Annotated in this window: 22 protein-coding genes; 20 read left to right on the top strand and 2 right to left on the bottom strand. The window is 32.2% G+C overall.

The window, feature by feature from the left end; genetic code table 11:
* Position 1: 1 nt before the first annotated feature.
* The 6 genes from LJY09_RS14730 to LJY09_RS14705 all read left to right on the top strand — a co-directional run bounded on the left by LJY09_RS14730 (position 2) and on the right by LJY09_RS14705 (position 5,630).
* Positions 2 to 775, top strand: a complete 774-nt coding sequence (locus LJY09_RS14730) for an alpha/beta hydrolase (protein WP_028412880.1) — start codon at positions 2 to 4, stop codon at positions 773 to 775.
* A gap of 79 nt (positions 776 to 854) precedes the next feature.
* Positions 855 to 1,055, top strand: a complete 201-nt coding sequence (locus LJY09_RS14725; RefSeq protein WP_013057578.1) for a DUF6501 family protein — start codon at positions 855 to 857, stop codon at positions 1,053 to 1,055.
* A 279-nt stretch (positions 1,056 to 1,334) separates the two neighbouring features.
* Complete coding sequence (locus LJY09_RS14720) at positions 1,335 to 1,574, top strand: YiaA/YiaB family inner membrane protein (RefSeq protein WP_013057577.1); 240 nt, start codon at positions 1,335 to 1,337, stop codon at positions 1,572 to 1,574.
* A 140-nt stretch (positions 1,575 to 1,714) separates the two neighbouring features.
* A complete protein-coding gene (locus LJY09_RS14715; protein ID WP_228307312.1) occupies positions 1,715 to 2,728 on the top strand; it encodes a tyrosine-type recombinase/integrase in 1,014 nt (337 codons plus the stop codon).
* A 179-nt stretch (positions 2,729 to 2,907) separates the two neighbouring features.
* Positions 2,908 to 3,654, top strand: a complete 747-nt coding sequence (locus tag LJY09_RS14710; protein ID WP_228307311.1) for a hypothetical protein — start codon at positions 2,908 to 2,910, stop codon at positions 3,652 to 3,654.
* Between the two features lie 164 nt (positions 3,655 to 3,818).
* Positions 3,819 to 5,630 (top strand): PDDEXK family nuclease, encoded by a 1,812-nt coding sequence (locus LJY09_RS14705; protein ID WP_228307310.1) that lies wholly within the window; start codon positions 3,819 to 3,821, stop codon positions 5,628 to 5,630.
* Between the two features lie 47 nt (positions 5,631 to 5,677).
* Here LJY09_RS14705 and LJY09_RS14700 read toward each other — a convergent pair whose 3' ends face one another.
* Complete coding sequence (locus tag LJY09_RS14700; protein ID WP_228307309.1) at positions 5,678 to 5,911, bottom strand: helix-turn-helix domain-containing protein; 234 nt, start codon at positions 5,909 to 5,911, stop codon at positions 5,678 to 5,680.
* A 186-nt stretch (positions 5,912 to 6,097) separates the two neighbouring features.
* Here LJY09_RS14700 and LJY09_RS14695 point away from each other — a divergent pair, with 186 nt between their 5' ends.
* From LJY09_RS14695 to LJY09_RS14670, 7 genes are all read left to right on the top strand, one after another.
* On the top strand, positions 6,098 to 6,586 hold the full coding sequence (locus LJY09_RS14695; RefSeq protein ID WP_228307308.1) for a hypothetical protein: 489 nt from the start codon (positions 6,098 to 6,100) through the stop codon (positions 6,584 to 6,586).
* 401 nt (positions 6,587 to 6,987) lie between these two features.
* Complete coding sequence (locus tag LJY09_RS14690; protein WP_228307307.1) at positions 6,988 to 7,134, top strand: hypothetical protein; 147 nt, start codon at positions 6,988 to 6,990, stop codon at positions 7,132 to 7,134.
* A gap of 120 nt (positions 7,135 to 7,254) precedes the next feature.
* Positions 7,255 to 7,449, top strand: coding sequence for a DUF5659 domain-containing protein (locus LJY09_RS27840; RefSeq protein ID WP_416339289.1), 195 nt, complete (start codon positions 7,255 to 7,257; stop codon positions 7,447 to 7,449).
* A gap of 58 nt (positions 7,450 to 7,507) precedes the next feature.
* Positions 7,508 to 8,200: a hypothetical protein gene (locus LJY09_RS14685; protein WP_228307306.1), complete on the top strand. Its 693-nt coding sequence runs from the start codon at positions 7,508 to 7,510 to the stop codon at positions 8,198 to 8,200.
* 326 nt (positions 8,201 to 8,526) lie between these two features.
* Entirely contained in the window at positions 8,527 to 11,316 is a 2,790-nt protein-coding gene (locus tag LJY09_RS14680; RefSeq protein WP_228307305.1) for a hypothetical protein, read from the top strand.
* Between the two features lie 465 nt (positions 11,317 to 11,781).
* Positions 11,782 to 11,982, top strand: a complete 201-nt coding sequence (locus LJY09_RS14675; RefSeq protein WP_228307304.1) for a hypothetical protein — start codon at positions 11,782 to 11,784, stop codon at positions 11,980 to 11,982.
* Between the two features lie 41 nt (positions 11,983 to 12,023).
* Entirely contained in the window at positions 12,024 to 12,602 is a 579-nt protein-coding gene (locus LJY09_RS14670; RefSeq protein WP_228307303.1) for a hypothetical protein, read from the top strand.
* A gap of 132 nt (positions 12,603 to 12,734) precedes the next feature.
* Here the strand turns inward: LJY09_RS14670 and LJY09_RS14665 are convergent, their stop codons facing one another.
* Positions 12,735 to 12,896, bottom strand: a complete 162-nt coding sequence (locus LJY09_RS14665) for a hypothetical protein (RefSeq protein ID WP_228307302.1) — start codon at positions 12,894 to 12,896, stop codon at positions 12,735 to 12,737.
* Positions 12,897 to 13,003: 107 nt separating this feature from the next.
* On the opposite strand from LJY09_RS14665, the gene LJY09_RS14660 reads away from it, so the two are divergent.
* The 7 genes from LJY09_RS14660 to LJY09_RS14630 all read left to right on the top strand — a co-directional run bounded on the left by LJY09_RS14660 (position 13,004) and on the right by LJY09_RS14630 (position 15,071).
* On the top strand, positions 13,004 to 13,177 hold the full coding sequence (locus LJY09_RS14660; protein ID WP_228307301.1) for a sporulation protein Cse60: 174 nt from the start codon (positions 13,004 to 13,006) through the stop codon (positions 13,175 to 13,177).
* A 36-nt stretch (positions 13,178 to 13,213) separates the two neighbouring features.
* Positions 13,214 to 13,444: a hypothetical protein gene (locus LJY09_RS14655; RefSeq protein WP_228307300.1), complete on the top strand. Its 231-nt coding sequence runs from the start codon at positions 13,214 to 13,216 to the stop codon at positions 13,442 to 13,444.
* Between the two features lie 80 nt (positions 13,445 to 13,524).
* Complete coding sequence (locus LJY09_RS14650; protein WP_228307299.1) at positions 13,525 to 13,692, top strand: hypothetical protein; 168 nt, start codon at positions 13,525 to 13,527, stop codon at positions 13,690 to 13,692.
* A 28-nt stretch (positions 13,693 to 13,720) separates the two neighbouring features.
* A complete protein-coding gene (locus LJY09_RS14645; RefSeq protein ID WP_228307298.1) occupies positions 13,721 to 13,921 on the top strand; it encodes a hypothetical protein in 201 nt (66 codons plus the stop codon).
* Between the two features lie 77 nt (positions 13,922 to 13,998).
* Positions 13,999 to 14,484, top strand: coding sequence for a DUF2321 domain-containing protein (locus tag LJY09_RS14640; protein ID WP_228307297.1), 486 nt, complete (start codon positions 13,999 to 14,001; stop codon positions 14,482 to 14,484).
* Between the two features lie 133 nt (positions 14,485 to 14,617).
* Entirely contained in the window at positions 14,618 to 14,788 is a 171-nt protein-coding gene (locus LJY09_RS14635; RefSeq protein WP_228307296.1) for a hypothetical protein, read from the top strand.
* The gene (locus LJY09_RS14630; protein WP_228307295.1) at positions 14,769 to 15,071 is read left to right on the top strand and encodes an HNH endonuclease; all 303 of its coding nucleotides are present in this window, start codon (positions 14,769 to 14,771) and stop codon (positions 15,069 to 15,071) included. The genes LJY09_RS14635 and LJY09_RS14630 overlap by 20 nt, the downstream gene beginning before the upstream one ends.
* Positions 15,072 to 15,232 lie beyond the last annotated feature (161 nt).

The following is a 15,232-nucleotide window of genomic DNA, read 5'->3' as shown; positions in this document are numbered from 1 at the left end:
AATGGAACGTTATGACGTAATTCAAGGCGCAGAATCTTTTTATTATAAAGGCAGCGACATTGGTATACTTGTTTCTCATGGATTTATGGGGACTCCTCAAAGTATGGAATATATCGGAAAAGAATTAGCTAAAAAAGGTTTTACTGTGTACGGTTTGCGACTAACGGGACATGGTACTCACTACTATGATATTGAACAAACAACGTACGAGGAATGGAAGCAAGACTTTTTAAATGGGTATCAGCGTTTGAAGCAAGAATGCCGTCATGTATTTATCTTAGGTCAGTCCATGGGAGGCACTCTCACCTTTCATACAGCAAGCCAAGGATTAGATCTTGACGGAGTTATTGCAATCAATCCGGCTATGACGTCCATTCCTTCAATGGAGCCTTACCGCTCTCGTCATACGCCTCGTTATTTAAAAGAAGACCATCCTGATATTAAGGATCCAAACGTACATGAAATTACGTACGACAAAGTACCAGTGCGCTCTATGCGTGAGCTGCTTTCTTTAATGGACGAAACAAAAGAACGCTTATCTTATGTAACATGCCCGGCTTTAGTACTAACATCAACCGTTGATAACGTAGTACCGCCTGAGAATTCAGCTTATATCTTAAACCATATTCAATCAGCAGAAAAAAGACAGCACATGCTTCGAAACTCTTACCATGTTGCGTCGATGGATTTTGATAAAGACACAATTGTTGCACAAACGGCACAGTTTGTACAAGCAACAGTTGCCAAAAAAAAAGTGCATGAGCGAATTTTTTAATTTTTAAATTCGCTCCGTTTCTTTTTTACTTCAAGTAAGATAAAATGAATCTTGAATGAAAACAAAGGAGTGTACATACATGATTCATTTAGAATGGAACGATCGTCCAACAATTAAACAAGTAAAATGCATACATACAGATGCAAAAAAATTCGTGGTTGAAAATGTTTTAACAGCAGGAAAAACATATGATGTAAAAAACGAAACAGAAGAATTTTATTTTGTTGTTGATAACACTGGCCAAGTCGGCGGCTTTTATAAAGAATACTTTGAAGGCTAAACAAAAAAATCATCGTCTCGGCGATGATTTTTTTATTGCAATAATTAAATGGAGCTTTTCTTAATGAAAACGAATGAACATACTTTTAAAGAGAAATTCCATATATCTCATCATTTCGAAAAAAAGCTTTATGATAAAAATAGGATGTAAGACCTAAATTCTTCCGTTTCTTGTTCTGATTAAAAGGGTAACTGACTATAAATACCCATGACAACAATTATTTTACAATGTAAAATGAAAGCGACGCTTAACAGAAAAAGGAAAAGAGGAGGTCATACGATGAAAAAGCGTAATACAGCAGCTTTTACATTTTTAGCATGGACAGCTTTTATTACAGCACTATTAGCTATGTTTATAGGAATTTATACCTTAGATGCATCATTACCGGTAAAAGGTTATTATGCTGTTGGAACATTATACTTAACGATGTCCGCTTTTGTGCTTCAAAAAACCATTCGTGATAACGAAGAAGATACGGCGCACGAACGTAAATATGACAAAGCCGAAGAAGAATTGTAGAGCTAAAAGGCTCTGTTATAAGGTTTTACTTTATTTAACTGTAAAAATAAACCTTTTAATTCTTCACTGATAAAAACACGACATAAAATTAATGTTAGAAACGAGACAGCTTTCCGTATTAGTGGGGAGGCTGTCTTTTTTTGTCTGTAAATAAACGTAAATTAAGAAGAACAAGAACTAGTTCAAACCAATTAACGATAGATGAAGGCTTAAGAATTGTTACTCAAGTCAAAACGTTGGAAGGTTTATCTGAAGGAACTATCCAGTTATATAGAATTGTCTTTAATGACTTAAAAGTCTTCTTTGGAAATGATAAATTGCTAAATGAAATTGATTTAAACGATGCTAGAAGCTTTTTCAATTGGCAACTAAATGACAAAGTGCTACATGATAATAGCAACATTAGGCAAATAAAAAATCAGGGTGTACAAGCTAGTAGCGCCAATACATACCTAATAAAATTACGTGCTGCTTTTAATTTGTTGTTTAAAGAAGGGCTTTTAGAAAACAATGTCTTCGTAGAAATTAAGAATATTAAATTTCAGAAGAAAAAAATTAAGACACTATCGATTGAGGAAATTAAAACAATACTAAATGCTTTTGACCAAACTTATTACAGTCAGTATCGCTCATATGTACTTTTGTACACATTATTTGACTCGATGGGGCGTATCCAAGAAGTTTTGCATCTTACAGAGAGTGATATTGATTTTGAAAGACGGGCTATCACATTTCAAAAAACTAAGAATAAATGCTTTAGGATAGTGCCAATCAGCAAGAAAACTTGTCAAATGCTACAGACTTTAATCATGGAAAATAAAGAAGCGTTTAATACTGATCTTGTTTTTGTCACTAATCATGGGAAACCACTTAAACCAGATACATTTCGTACCCATGTAAACAGAATTCTAAAAGAAAAAGGGATAAACATTGATTTTCATCCACACCTACTAAGACATTCTGCATCACAGCTATTTTTGGAACAGTCTGGAAATATTAAAGTACTTCAAGTTTTACTTGGACATTCTGACTTATCGATTACATCACGAGTGTATGCTCATGTACTGGATAGTACTTTAATTGAACAACATAACCAGTTTGCTCCTATAAAGAGATTAGAAGAGCATAAAGAGAAAATCGTTAAGCGTAAATAAAAATAATCAAAGTGAAAATAAAAAAGAGAGAACTTGGCTGCAACCATGCTCTCTCCCTTGTGCATAATCAAATATACACTGACTCCACTAAATTCAGTGTAAAATAATAGCTTGAAAAAATCAAGAATTTTTAAGCTTATTGGTTATGCCTCCGATTATACCGTATGGGGGTATTTATAATGAAATCAGGTAATATTGAGCAATTTGTACACTTATCGAAGTTTATAGATAAAGACGAATTTAACAATCATATCGAGCAATGGATGGTAGATTTTAAGGCTCAATTTACAAAAGGCGAGTTAATTGGATTAAAACGTCTTATTAGATATTCATGTAAATATGCCGGTATCTCAAATGCCAAAATTCAAACATTAGTATCTGCTACACATAACAAGGAAATTGGAATATCTCGATCAACTTTCGAAAGAATGTTACGTAAAGCAAAACAGTACGGTATTTTAACAGTTCACAATACATTCTGTGGTTCAAATCAACGTCATAATGTTTACGTGTTCAACCGTTATCAAGAAACTAAAGAAATTAAATCTGAAGTCTCTGCAAATGAAGTACCAGAGACAATTGACGTACCAAATCAAGAAACTAGCCAAGTTAAAACTAACAATATATTAATAGATACGTATAAGGACAACGTAATTCCTAATGTTCCAATTAGGTTTCAAAATTTGGTAAAATCTTATTATAGTCCTAAGGTAGTTTTAGAACTGTGGAAATGTGTCAAAAATAGTACACGTTATTTGACGTACATGAACAATCTAGAAAAAGTAAATCTTGCAATAAAGGCATTTAAACAATGTATTGTAAACATAAAATTGGGTTATAAGATTAGAAATATTTTTGGATATTATTTCCGTATTTTGAATGGATTCTTAGATACGGAATATATGAAAATCATATGTAGTTCTTAGAATTCAACTCATGGTGTATTAGTAAGTAAAAGGACAGGGAACTTAAGTTAATCTAAAAAGGCGTTACAAGTTTTAATGGTTCGAACGCAATATAATAATTGTGATAGTTTTTGAGTAGCTGCGCTATCACCTTTTTAATATCAAGAATGAAAGAAGAGGATAAGATGACTAAAAGAAAAACACATGAAGAATTTGTTGAACAGGTTCATGGTCTAGTAGGGAATGAATATGAGCTATTAGAAAAGTATGTAGATGCTAAAACTAAAATTGAAATAAAGCATAATAAATGCAATCATGTTTATCCTGTTAGCCCTAATAAATTCATTGGAGGTAGGCGCTGTCCAAAGTGTACTGCCAAGAAAAGAGGCGATAACAGAAGGATTTCGCATACTGAGTTCTTAGAAAAATTTAACGAACTAGCTGGCGATCAGTATGAAATCTGTAAAGGTGAAAGGTATGTAGGTAATGATGTCCATATTAAAATTAAACATAATATGTGTAACCATGAATACCCTGTTTTACCTAGTAACTTTCTAAGAGGCACTAGATGTCCAAAGTGTTATGGAAATACTAGAATGACTATGTATGATTTTAAGAAAAGAATTTACGAATTGGTAGCAGATGAGTACAGTGTTTGTGAAGGAGAGGACTATAAAAATGCTCAAACCATTTTGATGATGAGACACAATAAATGTGGCTACGAATATCCAGTCACCCCAAATAAATTCACGCAAGGGAGAAGATGCCCTGAGTGCTCTAAAGAGAAGAGGGGTAAGAGCAGAAGAGTTGATCCTGATGAATTTATGAAAAAACTATCTGAAATTACAGGTAGTGAATATGAAGTTTTAGACGGATACACGACTTCTAAAACTCATATTAGAGTCAAACATGAGGTGTGTCAGCATGAGTACTCAGTTCTACCTAGCAATATTCTGAAGGGTAGTAAATGTCCAAAGTGCTATGGGAATGTTAAGAAGGATACTGAATATTACAAGAAAGAGCTTTACGATGTAGTAGGTGACGAATATGAGGTTCTAGGTGAATATGTGAACTCAAACACCCATATTGAAGTTAAACATAATATATGTGATTACGCTTGGAAACTCTATCCTTCGAGTATAATAAGAGGTAGCAGATGCCCTAATTGTTACGGGAATGTTAAGAAAACAATAGAGGAATTTACACAGGAAATATATGATTTAGTCGGAAATGAATATGAGATTTGCAAAGACGAAAAATATCTCAATGCAAATAATGCTTTAATGATAAGACACAATGTCTGTAGTCATGAGTACCCAATTAGACGTGGAGACTTTTTGAGAGGAAATCGTTGTCCAAAGTGCAGAGGCTTAATAAAGAAAACTACTGATTCGTTTAAAAAAGAAGTGGAAAAGTTAACTAACGAACAGTATGAACTTGTTGGAGAGTACAAAAGCGCAAGAGAGCATGTCGAAATAAAGCATATTGCATGCGGGTATATTTGGAATATCAAACCTAATAATTTCTTAAATGGACATAGATGTCCAAATTGTGTAAATACACATAATTCAAAAGGGATTCACAGTATAAAAAATTATCTTACCTATAAAGGGGTTCCATACACTTTAGAGAAGAAGTTTAATGACTGTTTTAATAAAGATAAATTACCATTTGATATATTCATTAACGAAAGTAACATCTTGATTGAATTTGATGGTATTCAACATTTTAAACCAGTGGGTATGTTTGGAGGCAAAGAAACTTTTAAATACAGAGTTAAAAATGATCAAATCAAAAATGATTACTGCATTAAAAACGGAATACAGTTAATTCGCATTCCTTATTGGGAACAAGAAAACATAGACATTATTTTGAATAATGTGTTAGGTTATTTTAACGCTCTAGGTAAAGATAGTGCTGGAATAATGAAAATCCAAAAATACTGGGTTAATCATCAAGACTGGTCTTATGAAAAATATATATCGGAATCTCCCTAAAATTTTAATGGCGAATAATTTAAAATAACCACCCTTTATGTGAGTGGTTATTTTTTATTTGGTATGTACTCAACAACATCCTCTAAATCACAGTCAAGCGTTTCACAAATCTGATCAATCACTTTTACAGAAATTAACTTTACTGGTTTCCCTTGAGCTGCTAACTCTTCATAATTGCACATATTCCAAATTGCTTCATAACGAATACCAGCCAATTTAGCAAATTGATTTAGGGACATATTTTCCTTTGCTAATATTTCTTTCAACTTAAATTTAATCACCGCTTGATCACCTCTTTTTTTATTATACACTATATTATCTGAGTTAGATATAAAAAAATGTTGTTATATAGAGGTAAAACACTAAAGTGTTTTTAAAAAAAGAGTTGACTTGGAATAAATTAGCTAGTAATATAAGGATAAGTTATCTGAGATGAAGATAACAAAATCCGAAAGAGGTGTTTGGAAATGACTAAATTATTTAACGTAATTGTTGAGGTAAATGCCGAATTTATTAACACTGTGAAAGCGTCTAGTGTAGTGAAGGCATGGAAAAAAGCAGTAATGGATACAAACAGCTTCACAACACATTTTAATACTGATATTGAGTTTATGACCGTCACAGGTGAGAGAATGAGCTTCAGATGGTGTGACAACGATTTTGAAGTTGAGGAAATCTACAATGAATTTGAGAATGAGTATAAGGCTTGTGGAAATATGAATCTAGTGATGATGCAGGACATTCAAGCAATATCATATGAAAAAGCAGAAGAATATGCACAAGAAACATTCAATGACTGCTTCTTATCAATGGGTAATGTAACAGTAGTTAATCACGATATGAAAGATGTAAAATTATCAATTGCAAACTACGAAATTGAAGTTGGAAGCATTGAGCGAGTTTATGGAGAGGAAGAAGAAAATGTCGAAAATTTTCAGAAAGTTGTTTACAAATAAAAACGCAAATAGTACAATGATAGAATGGGTGATTTATCCAGTCCCTCGCCAAAGTTTCTGGTTAATGAGTAAGGGGATCGTCGCCAAACTTTCCTCTTACGTACCAATCTAATTGTACTCTCATGTTTAGTATAAAGTTTTACAGCAACGCTACATTGCTGTCTTTAAAGTTATGCATTCTTCGCCAAAGCATCGTCTCATTCAAACAGGATAACAGGAATGAAGCCTTATTTTCCTATAAAAGACTCGCCTAGTGATTTTTATTATATAGGAGTCGTAAATGTAAGTCAACACCTAATATCCTGTTTGAGTCTAAATTTCTAATTAATTTATTAAGAAAAAACAACTAACTACTATTCTAGGTAGTTTACCATTCAAAACTCAAACAGGGGGAAATAACGATGAAATCAAACATATGGGAATATGCAGAAACATTTAACGAGATGGCTGACATCTATAAGAATCTTGGAGCTAATGATAATTACATTGAAACTCTAGATAATTACGAATCTTTGTTATCAGATAGTGTAAAACACAAGTCTGCGTAAAAGGTTGATTTTATCTAGAAAATTAAAGGGGGTGATTTTATGTAATATCTTTTTGTTTTATAAATGTTCTTTGAAAATTGAATAAGTAAATCAATTACAAAAATGAAGAGGGTGATTTAAATGATTATTAATGAAGAATCTGAGAAGGATTATGTAATCTTCAGTCAACGAATGGCAGGTTACCTAATGATGAATGGGTGTAAACTGCTAAAAGTCAAAGAGCATAACAATGGTACAAATAGGTTTGTTTACTTCTTTCCTAACAACACTCATGTACTATCCACAGTCAATACATACTTAAAAATGAAGAAATAAAAACTAAACAATTAATACATACGCGAAATTAAACTATAAATAAGCGGAGGATAACATAATGGCAAAGCAGATTAGCAGGATTCAAATTGCAACAGAAATTGTAAGGGATACGGATTTAAAACCATTAGATTTCGTTTTATACGCTAGGTTGGTGAGTCATCACACTTATACCAAAGAAAAGGAAATGAAAATTGATCATTCTAAGCTTAAAAGTATCTTGAGGATTAAGGATAATGACACATTGAAGAAATCCTACAACAAACTTTATGAGAAGGGGTACATGTTAAATAAATTAGATAAGCTTCCACGAAAAGCTTCAACTTTAATGATTATTAATGAAAAGTACATACCAAAGAATCAAAATGTAAAATGGTTTACGCAGTTTGCGAGTGATGTAGTACACCCCAACATAATTGACGCAATTGGATATACAGGTATTAGAATGTTGTACGTCTATCAATCGCATATTAATTACACAAATTTAAGTAGACATTACTCATTTGCAAGTGAAGAAACAATTGCTAAAGAATCTGGAGTTACTAAAAACACAGTTATAAAGCATAACGACATGCTTAAAAAACATAGGTTCATCAAAATTGAGAAACACAAACTTGAAGAGACGGGTGAATGGGAGGTTAAAAAAGGTAACGTAAATGAAAGCCTGAAATTTACCAAGTACAATAATCATGTATATTTATCCGAGGAAAAAGTGTGTTTATACATAAAAAGGAAGGTAACAGCGCTAGCTTGAGAAAGCCTGTTAAATCAGCATTTCTAACTAAGTCAAATTCATCGGAGATAATTGTCAAAACGTCGGAGATAATAAACCAATTCATCGGAGATAAAAATCAAACTATCGGGGATGATTTACACCCTATATAGATTAACTATTAGATACATAATTAGATACATAACTAGATACATAATTCAGATACAGTATTTGAAAAATGATAAATCAAAGAACGGATTTATTATTTTTCAATTTAATTTTTTCTTACATATTCGAGTGTTATTCAGTTTTACATATTAAGCGTTTATTAAACTAAATCCAATTAATCTAAAGGACGGTAATTAATTATGACAAACTTAACAAATGTAGCGAACATGGAAAAAGGTAATGCAGTATATATCAAATCAGTTGAAGCAGCAGATTTATTCTCTCATATGAATAGAGGTCATGGAATCACAAATGAATATTTAGGAATGTTACCATATAGCTTAGAGAGTATCCAACTTGAACAAGAAGGAATGAAAGTTAAGAAGTCTAAAGAAGCTAAATGGACTAGTGATGATGTGATTAATGTTAAGTTTAACAAGAAGGTTCGCAATGCAGATGAACTATTAATTAATCTTAATGAAAATATCAACAATGTAAGTGAAGCAATTAAGAATGAAACTGATAAGAAGAAGTTAGAAAAGCTAAATGATAAATTAGCAGAAATGAACGAACGTAAAGAACATATCCAAGCAAATAAGGATAATGCAGAATGGAAAGAAATTAAGAGTGATGACCTTCGATACAAATTGTATGAAGAAGGGTTCACTATTTATAAGTACAATAAGAAAACTAAGAAGACTAAACCAATTCATTTTGAAGTGTACAAGAGAAGTGCTTCGAAGTCTCGCACAGGTCAATGTCTTTTTGTGAATAAGAAGTTGAAAGCTAAAATGCAAAATTGGTCACGTATGGGATTAAAGTTTTCCCCAACTAAAAAGCATGATTTAGCTTCACTTTTAGCCTATGAATCTCTTGTGACAAGTAGTTTAGAAGGTATGGTAACAATCAATACTGGAAATATGCTAATCATTGATGATGTTGATTCTAAATTCCCTGAATTATGTTCAGTGGTACGTAAGAATGAACAAACTGGACTATTAGACAGTTTTCCAGAAACAGTAGAAGTAAGCAATAGTTTATTTGATGGTGAATCATTATTAGATGCAGAGTTTTTCCCTGAAGGTAAATCAATGTTATTACTTCGTCAACACATGTTTAAGAGTGCAGCATTTAACACTAACATTCAAAAATTCTTCACTGATCAACATAAAGCTATGACTAATCCTAAGAATGAGAACTATGATTCATCTATTCCAGTGAATTATGATGAGTGGGAAGTGAGAGACCTATTTGGCAATCCTGTCTTACTGTCAAACGTAAAATTCATTTATACGCCTAGTTCGCTGAAAGCTCTAAAATTCAGTTATGTTAAAGGTAGTAAAGCTGAAATGTATGATTATTGGAGAGGGCTAGTAGATGCAGAAGGCTCAAAGTTTGGCGTGTGTAAAGCAGAAAAAAGTTCAAAATTTGAACGTGGTAAAAATGGTGAAATTCTTCATCAGACATCTTATCAACATTTGAACAGCTTACCTTTAAGTCAGAAAAAAGTTAATGAATTAGTTGAAAATGAACAAGGTTATATCATGAATTTAAAGAATGATGATGCTACATTTATCAAACATATTCAAGATAAAGCAAATAACTTGAACAGTAATGAAATGCTTTCTGCTATTTACAATGTAAACGAAGGAATTGTTAATACAGAAGAGTTTAAGAAATTCAGACGTGAAGAAATCAACAAACAAAAGAAACATGTACAGAAAGGTAAGGTTTTGGTAAATGCAGATTACTTGACACTTTTAGGAAATCCAGTCGAATACTTATACCATGCCCTATCTAAGTTTGATACTGATGAACCAAAGTCATTAGAATTACACGACAATGAAATCTACACTACATTATTTCCAACTGGTAAAGAATATGTAGGATTTCGTAACCCACACACTGCTCCATCAAATGTGTTTGTAGGAAAGTCAGTACATAATGAAGCGATTAAGAATTATTTCAATCTCAGTGACAATATCATCTGTGTAAATGCTATCGATCACAATATCCAAAATAAACTTTCTGGATGTGATTATGATAGTGATACTCTAGTCCTAGTTGACTTTGATGAAGAAATTTTAGAGATTGCTAAACGACTAAATAAAGATTATCCAGTGTGTGTAAATAAAATTGATTCAGACCCAACCTTCTACAAGTTAGATAAAGCTAATGCTTCAATGGCAAAGGTAGATAACACATTATCTGTCAGTCAGAAAGTGATTGGGCAAATTGTGAACAAGGGACAATTGTACATGAGTTTATACTGGGACAAAAAGAATAATGATGCCTCTGAAGAAACGTTAGAGGAATTGTTGAAAGGTGTGGACATCCTTACAGTACTTTCAGGGATCGCTATAGATATGTCCAAGCGCATGTACGACTTAGACCTGCCAACTGAAATTGATGTAATGGATAATAAGTTAGAATTAAAACTTGACCCAAAAGATGACAAACGTAAGAAACCTTTATTCTGGAAAGTCAATGGAAGCAAAGACAAGAAAAAGAAGAAAGCAGATAAGAAAGAGAAAACGAACGATAAGAATAATGGTAAGAAGAAACCTAATAAGTTTGTTAAGTATGATACTACTATGGATTATCTGTTTGAAGCTCTTGAAGGTCTTAAATATGCTGATTCAAAGGATAAAGTTGAGTTTAATGATTTGCTTGCTAAAGTGAAAAAATCAGACGGAGACAGACACCAAAGAGCAGCTATCTTAGAAGAGGTTGAGGAAATGTCTAAGTACATTATGTCAATCAATTCAGATGAAAGTAATCTTAATGATAGTGAAAAAGATGAATATCAGTTAAATGTAATGGACAAATCTAAGTACAAGATTGAAAAGAAAGATATTAAAATTGAAACAATGGTATCTACAATTGAATATGCACTTGATCCTAATAACAAATATGTAAGTCCATTACGATTATTGAAAGTGTTATATGAAACTCATACTGAGGTATTCTTAGAAGCATTTAAAAAATAGTCAAAAATGGAAAGAATCTTACACAGGAATGAAAAAATATTGCCTATGAGCCTTGCGTTTATGGGCTTTTTGTGTTAGTAGATGATTGTCTAAAGGAGAGAGTAGGACAGTGTCTTGCATGCATGCGTTTAGACCGTTGAAATCATAGCAGAAGCAATTTAGTGTTTCGTGCGAAAGTAGACACCTACAGACCTCCATTTTTCTTTTTTATTAAAAAATGGTTATAAAACCCCTGATTTTTAATTTCTATACTCAGTATAAGGTATTACTTACTGTGAGTCAACTATTTTTAAAATTTTTTTCATTCTCTTTATTAAAAGTCTAGGGGTACTTATTGCGTCAGCTAGGTACTCCTAGAATAACTTTTCTTACAATTTTCATTGATTACTAATAAATAAATTAATAATGAATGAAGCTTGTAATTTAAAACTAAGCTTACATTAAATTTTAAAGGAGCAAATGACGATGCAAGAAAACAAGAAACATCATAAAAACAATATGTTCTGGTATTGCTACTCTATGGACGTATTCGATTATCTACATGATGAAAAGAAAATCTCTTATATTACAAAGGCTAAACATCATAAGACAAATATGCCTTTTGTATTGTTTTTTAGAGATGAAGTAGCACAAGCATTAAGTGAATTAAAAGTTTCACAAAATTAATTTAATAAAAAACTAAATTTTAAAAAGGTAGGTACTTAAAAATGAAAATTATTGAAAATGGTAAAGAAATCATATTAACTCCAATCCCTGAATTGTTAAATCAGAATGAAGAGGTGTATAAATCATATCTCTGTGATACAGAGGGCGGTAGAATATTTTCAGTACGTAGTGGACGTTTCCTTGTGAGTAATCCGAATCATAAAGGATACTGTTATGTATCATGTAGAGTAGGTGGAAAAGGTAGACCTTACAGCGTACATGTATTAGTTTATTCTTCTTATTCAGGTATGAAACAGTCTGATTGGAGAGCAATGGGATTGGAAATAAACCACATTCAAGAAAACAGCAAACACATCAACGAAATCTCTAACTTAGAACTAATCACTCACAAACAACAATTCCAAGATAAACATGATCCATACATTAGAGCAAAAATGGGAACAAGTAGACGTTTAACAATTCCAGAAGTACGTGAAATCCTACAAGCATGGATTAATTTTGAAGGAGATAAGCGTGGTACATTCGTTTGGGATATGGTTGAGAAGTATGGTGTAGGTTATAAAGCCATTATTGATGTACTAGAAGGTAGAAGCTATAAAAACTTAGGTGAGTTAGCTTAAAATAATACATAAGTAAATAACTGGATGTTGCTGTGGCGCATTCTAGGCGAATTAAAAATAATTAATACATAATAGACATAAATTAATAATGAGAACAGGGAGGCAATACGCCACTCTGTTCTTAATAATTACTTACTTTTCTTTTCTTACACCTTTAAAAGGTTTATTGTCACTTTTTACGTCCATAATACGTCCAGTTGAGGTATCGCGTTTTGCATAATGACCACTAGGAGTTTGGAACTGAGAACGTCCTTTAACAGCACCATCACGATGTTCACCTGAATTTCCTGCCATAGCTATCCACCACCTTTCTATCTATTAAATTACAATATTCTACAATTTAAGAAGGAAATCCTTCCTATAATGTAGAATGTTGTTCTTAGTTGGGAGGTGAAGTACATATGGATAAGTACGTAAGAGTAGTTAAATCAGCTAGGGAAAAAGATTTGGAAGACAAAATTAATAATGTCTTAGAAGAAAATTCCGATTCTGAATTAATAGATATTAAATTAACAGGCTCATACAATGGTAATACAGGGTATTATCTTGCGGTAATTATTTTTAGAAATAATTAATTGGATAAAAATAAATGAGCTAGGGGATTTACTTAGATGACCAAAATATTTACTTTTAAACTAGAAGATTGTTATCAAGATAGAAACATCAAATATTACACTGTAAATTGCTTTGCAGAAGGATTCAATAAAGAATTAAAAGTTATCAATCGAGCAGGATATTTAGATTTTACAGAAAACAGTTTTTTAGAACTTACTTCTCTTGAGAAAACTAGATTGATTAGTAAGTTAACTGATTTTATTAGAAAAAATCCTGAAAATAAATAATAATTATAATAACCAAAAAGCACTGGGATTACTTAGTGCTTTTTTCTTTTGTGAAAATATAGAAAGGTGTTGGATAACTAATGGATCAGTTATTGTTTAAACAATTATTAGATGGTGACATCGAATATGAGAATATTCCAGAAGTTACAGATATGGAATTAAATGATGAGCAAAAACATCAAATGAGATTATGGCTGGTGGGGGTTTATGGATTTTCATATGAAGTAGCTGAAGGGTATATTAGATGAAATTAATGAAACGGAGTGTTGTTTAGTTATGAGTAAACTTAATGAAGCCATTAAAGCCACTAATGAGGTATCAAAACGTGTTAATAAGTTATTTGAAGCAGTATATGAAAAAGCAACAGTAGAAGAAAAAAATGATATGTTACTGGAACTACTTGAATTTAGTTATCAAAGAAATCATGAACTAGCAGAGGAATTAAAATATCTACGTGAAAAGATGCTCCATACATAATTTGTTGCAAAATAGTTAAAAAGTTACAGGAGAAAGCCGTCTTTTGTCGAATTAGGTAGACGAAAGGTGGGGGTGAGATGTCGCAAGGTTATTATGACACAGCGCAAGTATGTTTAAATGGTCATGTTATTACTATGGAATACGAAACCGCTATAGAATTTAGATCTAAGCATTGCGGTGAATGTGGAGAATCCACTATCATTAAATGTTCTAATTGTAATACTAAAATTAGGGGATATTATCATTTACCAGATGTAATTGGTCTCTATAGCGACATAGTATCTAGTTATTGTCATGAATGTGGTAAAGCATATCCATGGACGGAAGCAAAGATTGAAGCAGCTAGAGAGCTTACGGAAGAATTAGAAGAACTAACAGATGAGGAAAAAGAATTATTAAAGAAATCATTAGATGATTTAGTTAAAGATAGCCCTCGTACTGTAGTTGCAACTACTAGATTTAAAAGGTTAGTCGGTAAGGCAACTCCTGAAATAGCCACAGGATTTAAAGACATTCTTGTAGATATAGTAAGTGAGACTGCAAAAAAAGCAATATGGGGATAAAGCATAGTCACTCATTAGAGTGGCTTTTTATTTTTGTTTATAATGCACAAATTAAAATATGTGCTTAATAATAATCAAAGAAAGAGAGAAATCATATGACACATTCATTAGGAATAGAAGGAGTAGATAAGTCATGACACAAGAAGAGTACAATAGCTTAGATCCAACAGTTCAAGCAACAGTAGATAGAATACAGTCATGGGTTACGATGGGTATGATTGGCCAAGAAGAAGCAGACGGATATATCCAAGATATATTAGATACGGTTAATGGAGTAGAGACTGATGGCAAAGGAATGGGCTAAACCTTTTTATAGTTCAAGTGCATGGAAGAAATGTAGGAAAGCTTATATTGATTCAGTCTTTAATTTATGTGAGAGATGTGGAGAATCAAAGGAAAGAATGATAGTCCATCATAAAACCTACTTGACAAAAAGAAACATAAATAATCTAAATATTACCTTAAATCATGAACTATTGGAACTATTATGCCAAGACTGTCACAACAGAGAACATCACGGTGAAGACAAAGGAATGAGAGAAGGATTCGGATTTGATGCAAATGGAAATCTAATTAAAGTGGACTGAGACTAGGTGGAATAAGGGTTGAGAGAGTGTTACCATACTCCCCCCATCAAAAGTTAAATTGAAGGATAACAGATAACCGATACGGGACAACAATTTTTCTGAGTGATTTTTCTACAGACACCCCTACCAGTAAATAATAATCAATTTTTGAGGAAAGGAAG

Origin of the sequence: Priestia sp. J2 (assembly GCF_020790095.1) — a bacterium.
GTDB classification, from domain to species: Bacteria; Bacillota; Bacilli; order Bacillales; family Bacillaceae_H; genus Priestia; species Priestia zanthoxyli.
This window is presented reverse-complemented; position numbering and strand designations above follow the sequence as displayed.

Coding starts and splice junctions, on each gene's coding strand:
- LJY09_RS14730 (WP_028412880.1), top strand. CDS start 2: ATGGAACGTTATGACGTAATTCAAGGCGCAGAATCTTTTTATTATAAA.
- LJY09_RS14725 (WP_013057578.1), top strand. CDS start 855: ATGATTCATTTAGAATGGAACGATCGTCCAACAATTAAACAAGTAAAA.
- LJY09_RS14720 (WP_013057577.1), top strand. CDS start 1,335: ATGAAAAAGCGTAATACAGCAGCTTTTACATTTTTAGCATGGACAGCT.
- LJY09_RS14710 (WP_228307311.1), top strand. CDS start 2,908: ATGAAATCAGGTAATATTGAGCAATTTGTACACTTATCGAAGTTTATA.
- LJY09_RS14705 (WP_228307310.1), top strand. CDS start 3,819: ATGACTAAAAGAAAAACACATGAAGAATTTGTTGAACAGGTTCATGGT.
- LJY09_RS14695 (WP_228307308.1), top strand. CDS start 6,098: ATGACTAAATTATTTAACGTAATTGTTGAGGTAAATGCCGAATTTATT.
- LJY09_RS14690 (WP_228307307.1), top strand. CDS start 6,988: ATGAAATCAAACATATGGGAATATGCAGAAACATTTAACGAGATGGCT.
- LJY09_RS27840 (WP_416339289.1), top strand. CDS start 7,255: ATGATTATTAATGAAGAATCTGAGAAGGATTATGTAATCTTCAGTCAA.
- LJY09_RS14685 (WP_228307306.1), top strand. CDS start 7,508: ATGGCAAAGCAGATTAGCAGGATTCAAATTGCAACAGAAATTGTAAGG.
- LJY09_RS14680 (WP_228307305.1), top strand. CDS start 8,527: ATGACAAACTTAACAAATGTAGCGAACATGGAAAAAGGTAATGCAGTA.
- LJY09_RS14675 (WP_228307304.1), top strand. CDS start 11,782: ATGCAAGAAAACAAGAAACATCATAAAAACAATATGTTCTGGTATTGC.
- LJY09_RS14670 (WP_228307303.1), top strand. CDS start 12,024: ATGAAAATTATTGAAAATGGTAAAGAAATCATATTAACTCCAATCCCT.
- LJY09_RS14665 (WP_228307302.1), bottom strand. CDS start 12,896: ATGGCAGGAAATTCAGGTGAACATCGTGATGGTGCTGTTAAAGGACGT.
- LJY09_RS14660 (WP_228307301.1), top strand. CDS start 13,004: ATGGATAAGTACGTAAGAGTAGTTAAATCAGCTAGGGAAAAAGATTTG.
- LJY09_RS14655 (WP_228307300.1), top strand. CDS start 13,214: ATGACCAAAATATTTACTTTTAAACTAGAAGATTGTTATCAAGATAGA.
- LJY09_RS14650 (WP_228307299.1), top strand. CDS start 13,525: ATGGATCAGTTATTGTTTAAACAATTATTAGATGGTGACATCGAATAT.
- LJY09_RS14645 (WP_228307298.1), top strand. CDS start 13,721: ATGAGTAAACTTAATGAAGCCATTAAAGCCACTAATGAGGTATCAAAA.
- LJY09_RS14640 (WP_228307297.1), top strand. CDS start 13,999: ATGTCGCAAGGTTATTATGACACAGCGCAAGTATGTTTAAATGGTCAT.
- LJY09_RS14635 (WP_228307296.1), top strand. CDS start 14,618: ATGACACAAGAAGAGTACAATAGCTTAGATCCAACAGTTCAAGCAACA.
- LJY09_RS14630 (WP_228307295.1), top strand. CDS start 14,769: ATGGCAAAGGAATGGGCTAAACCTTTTTATAGTTCAAGTGCATGGAAG.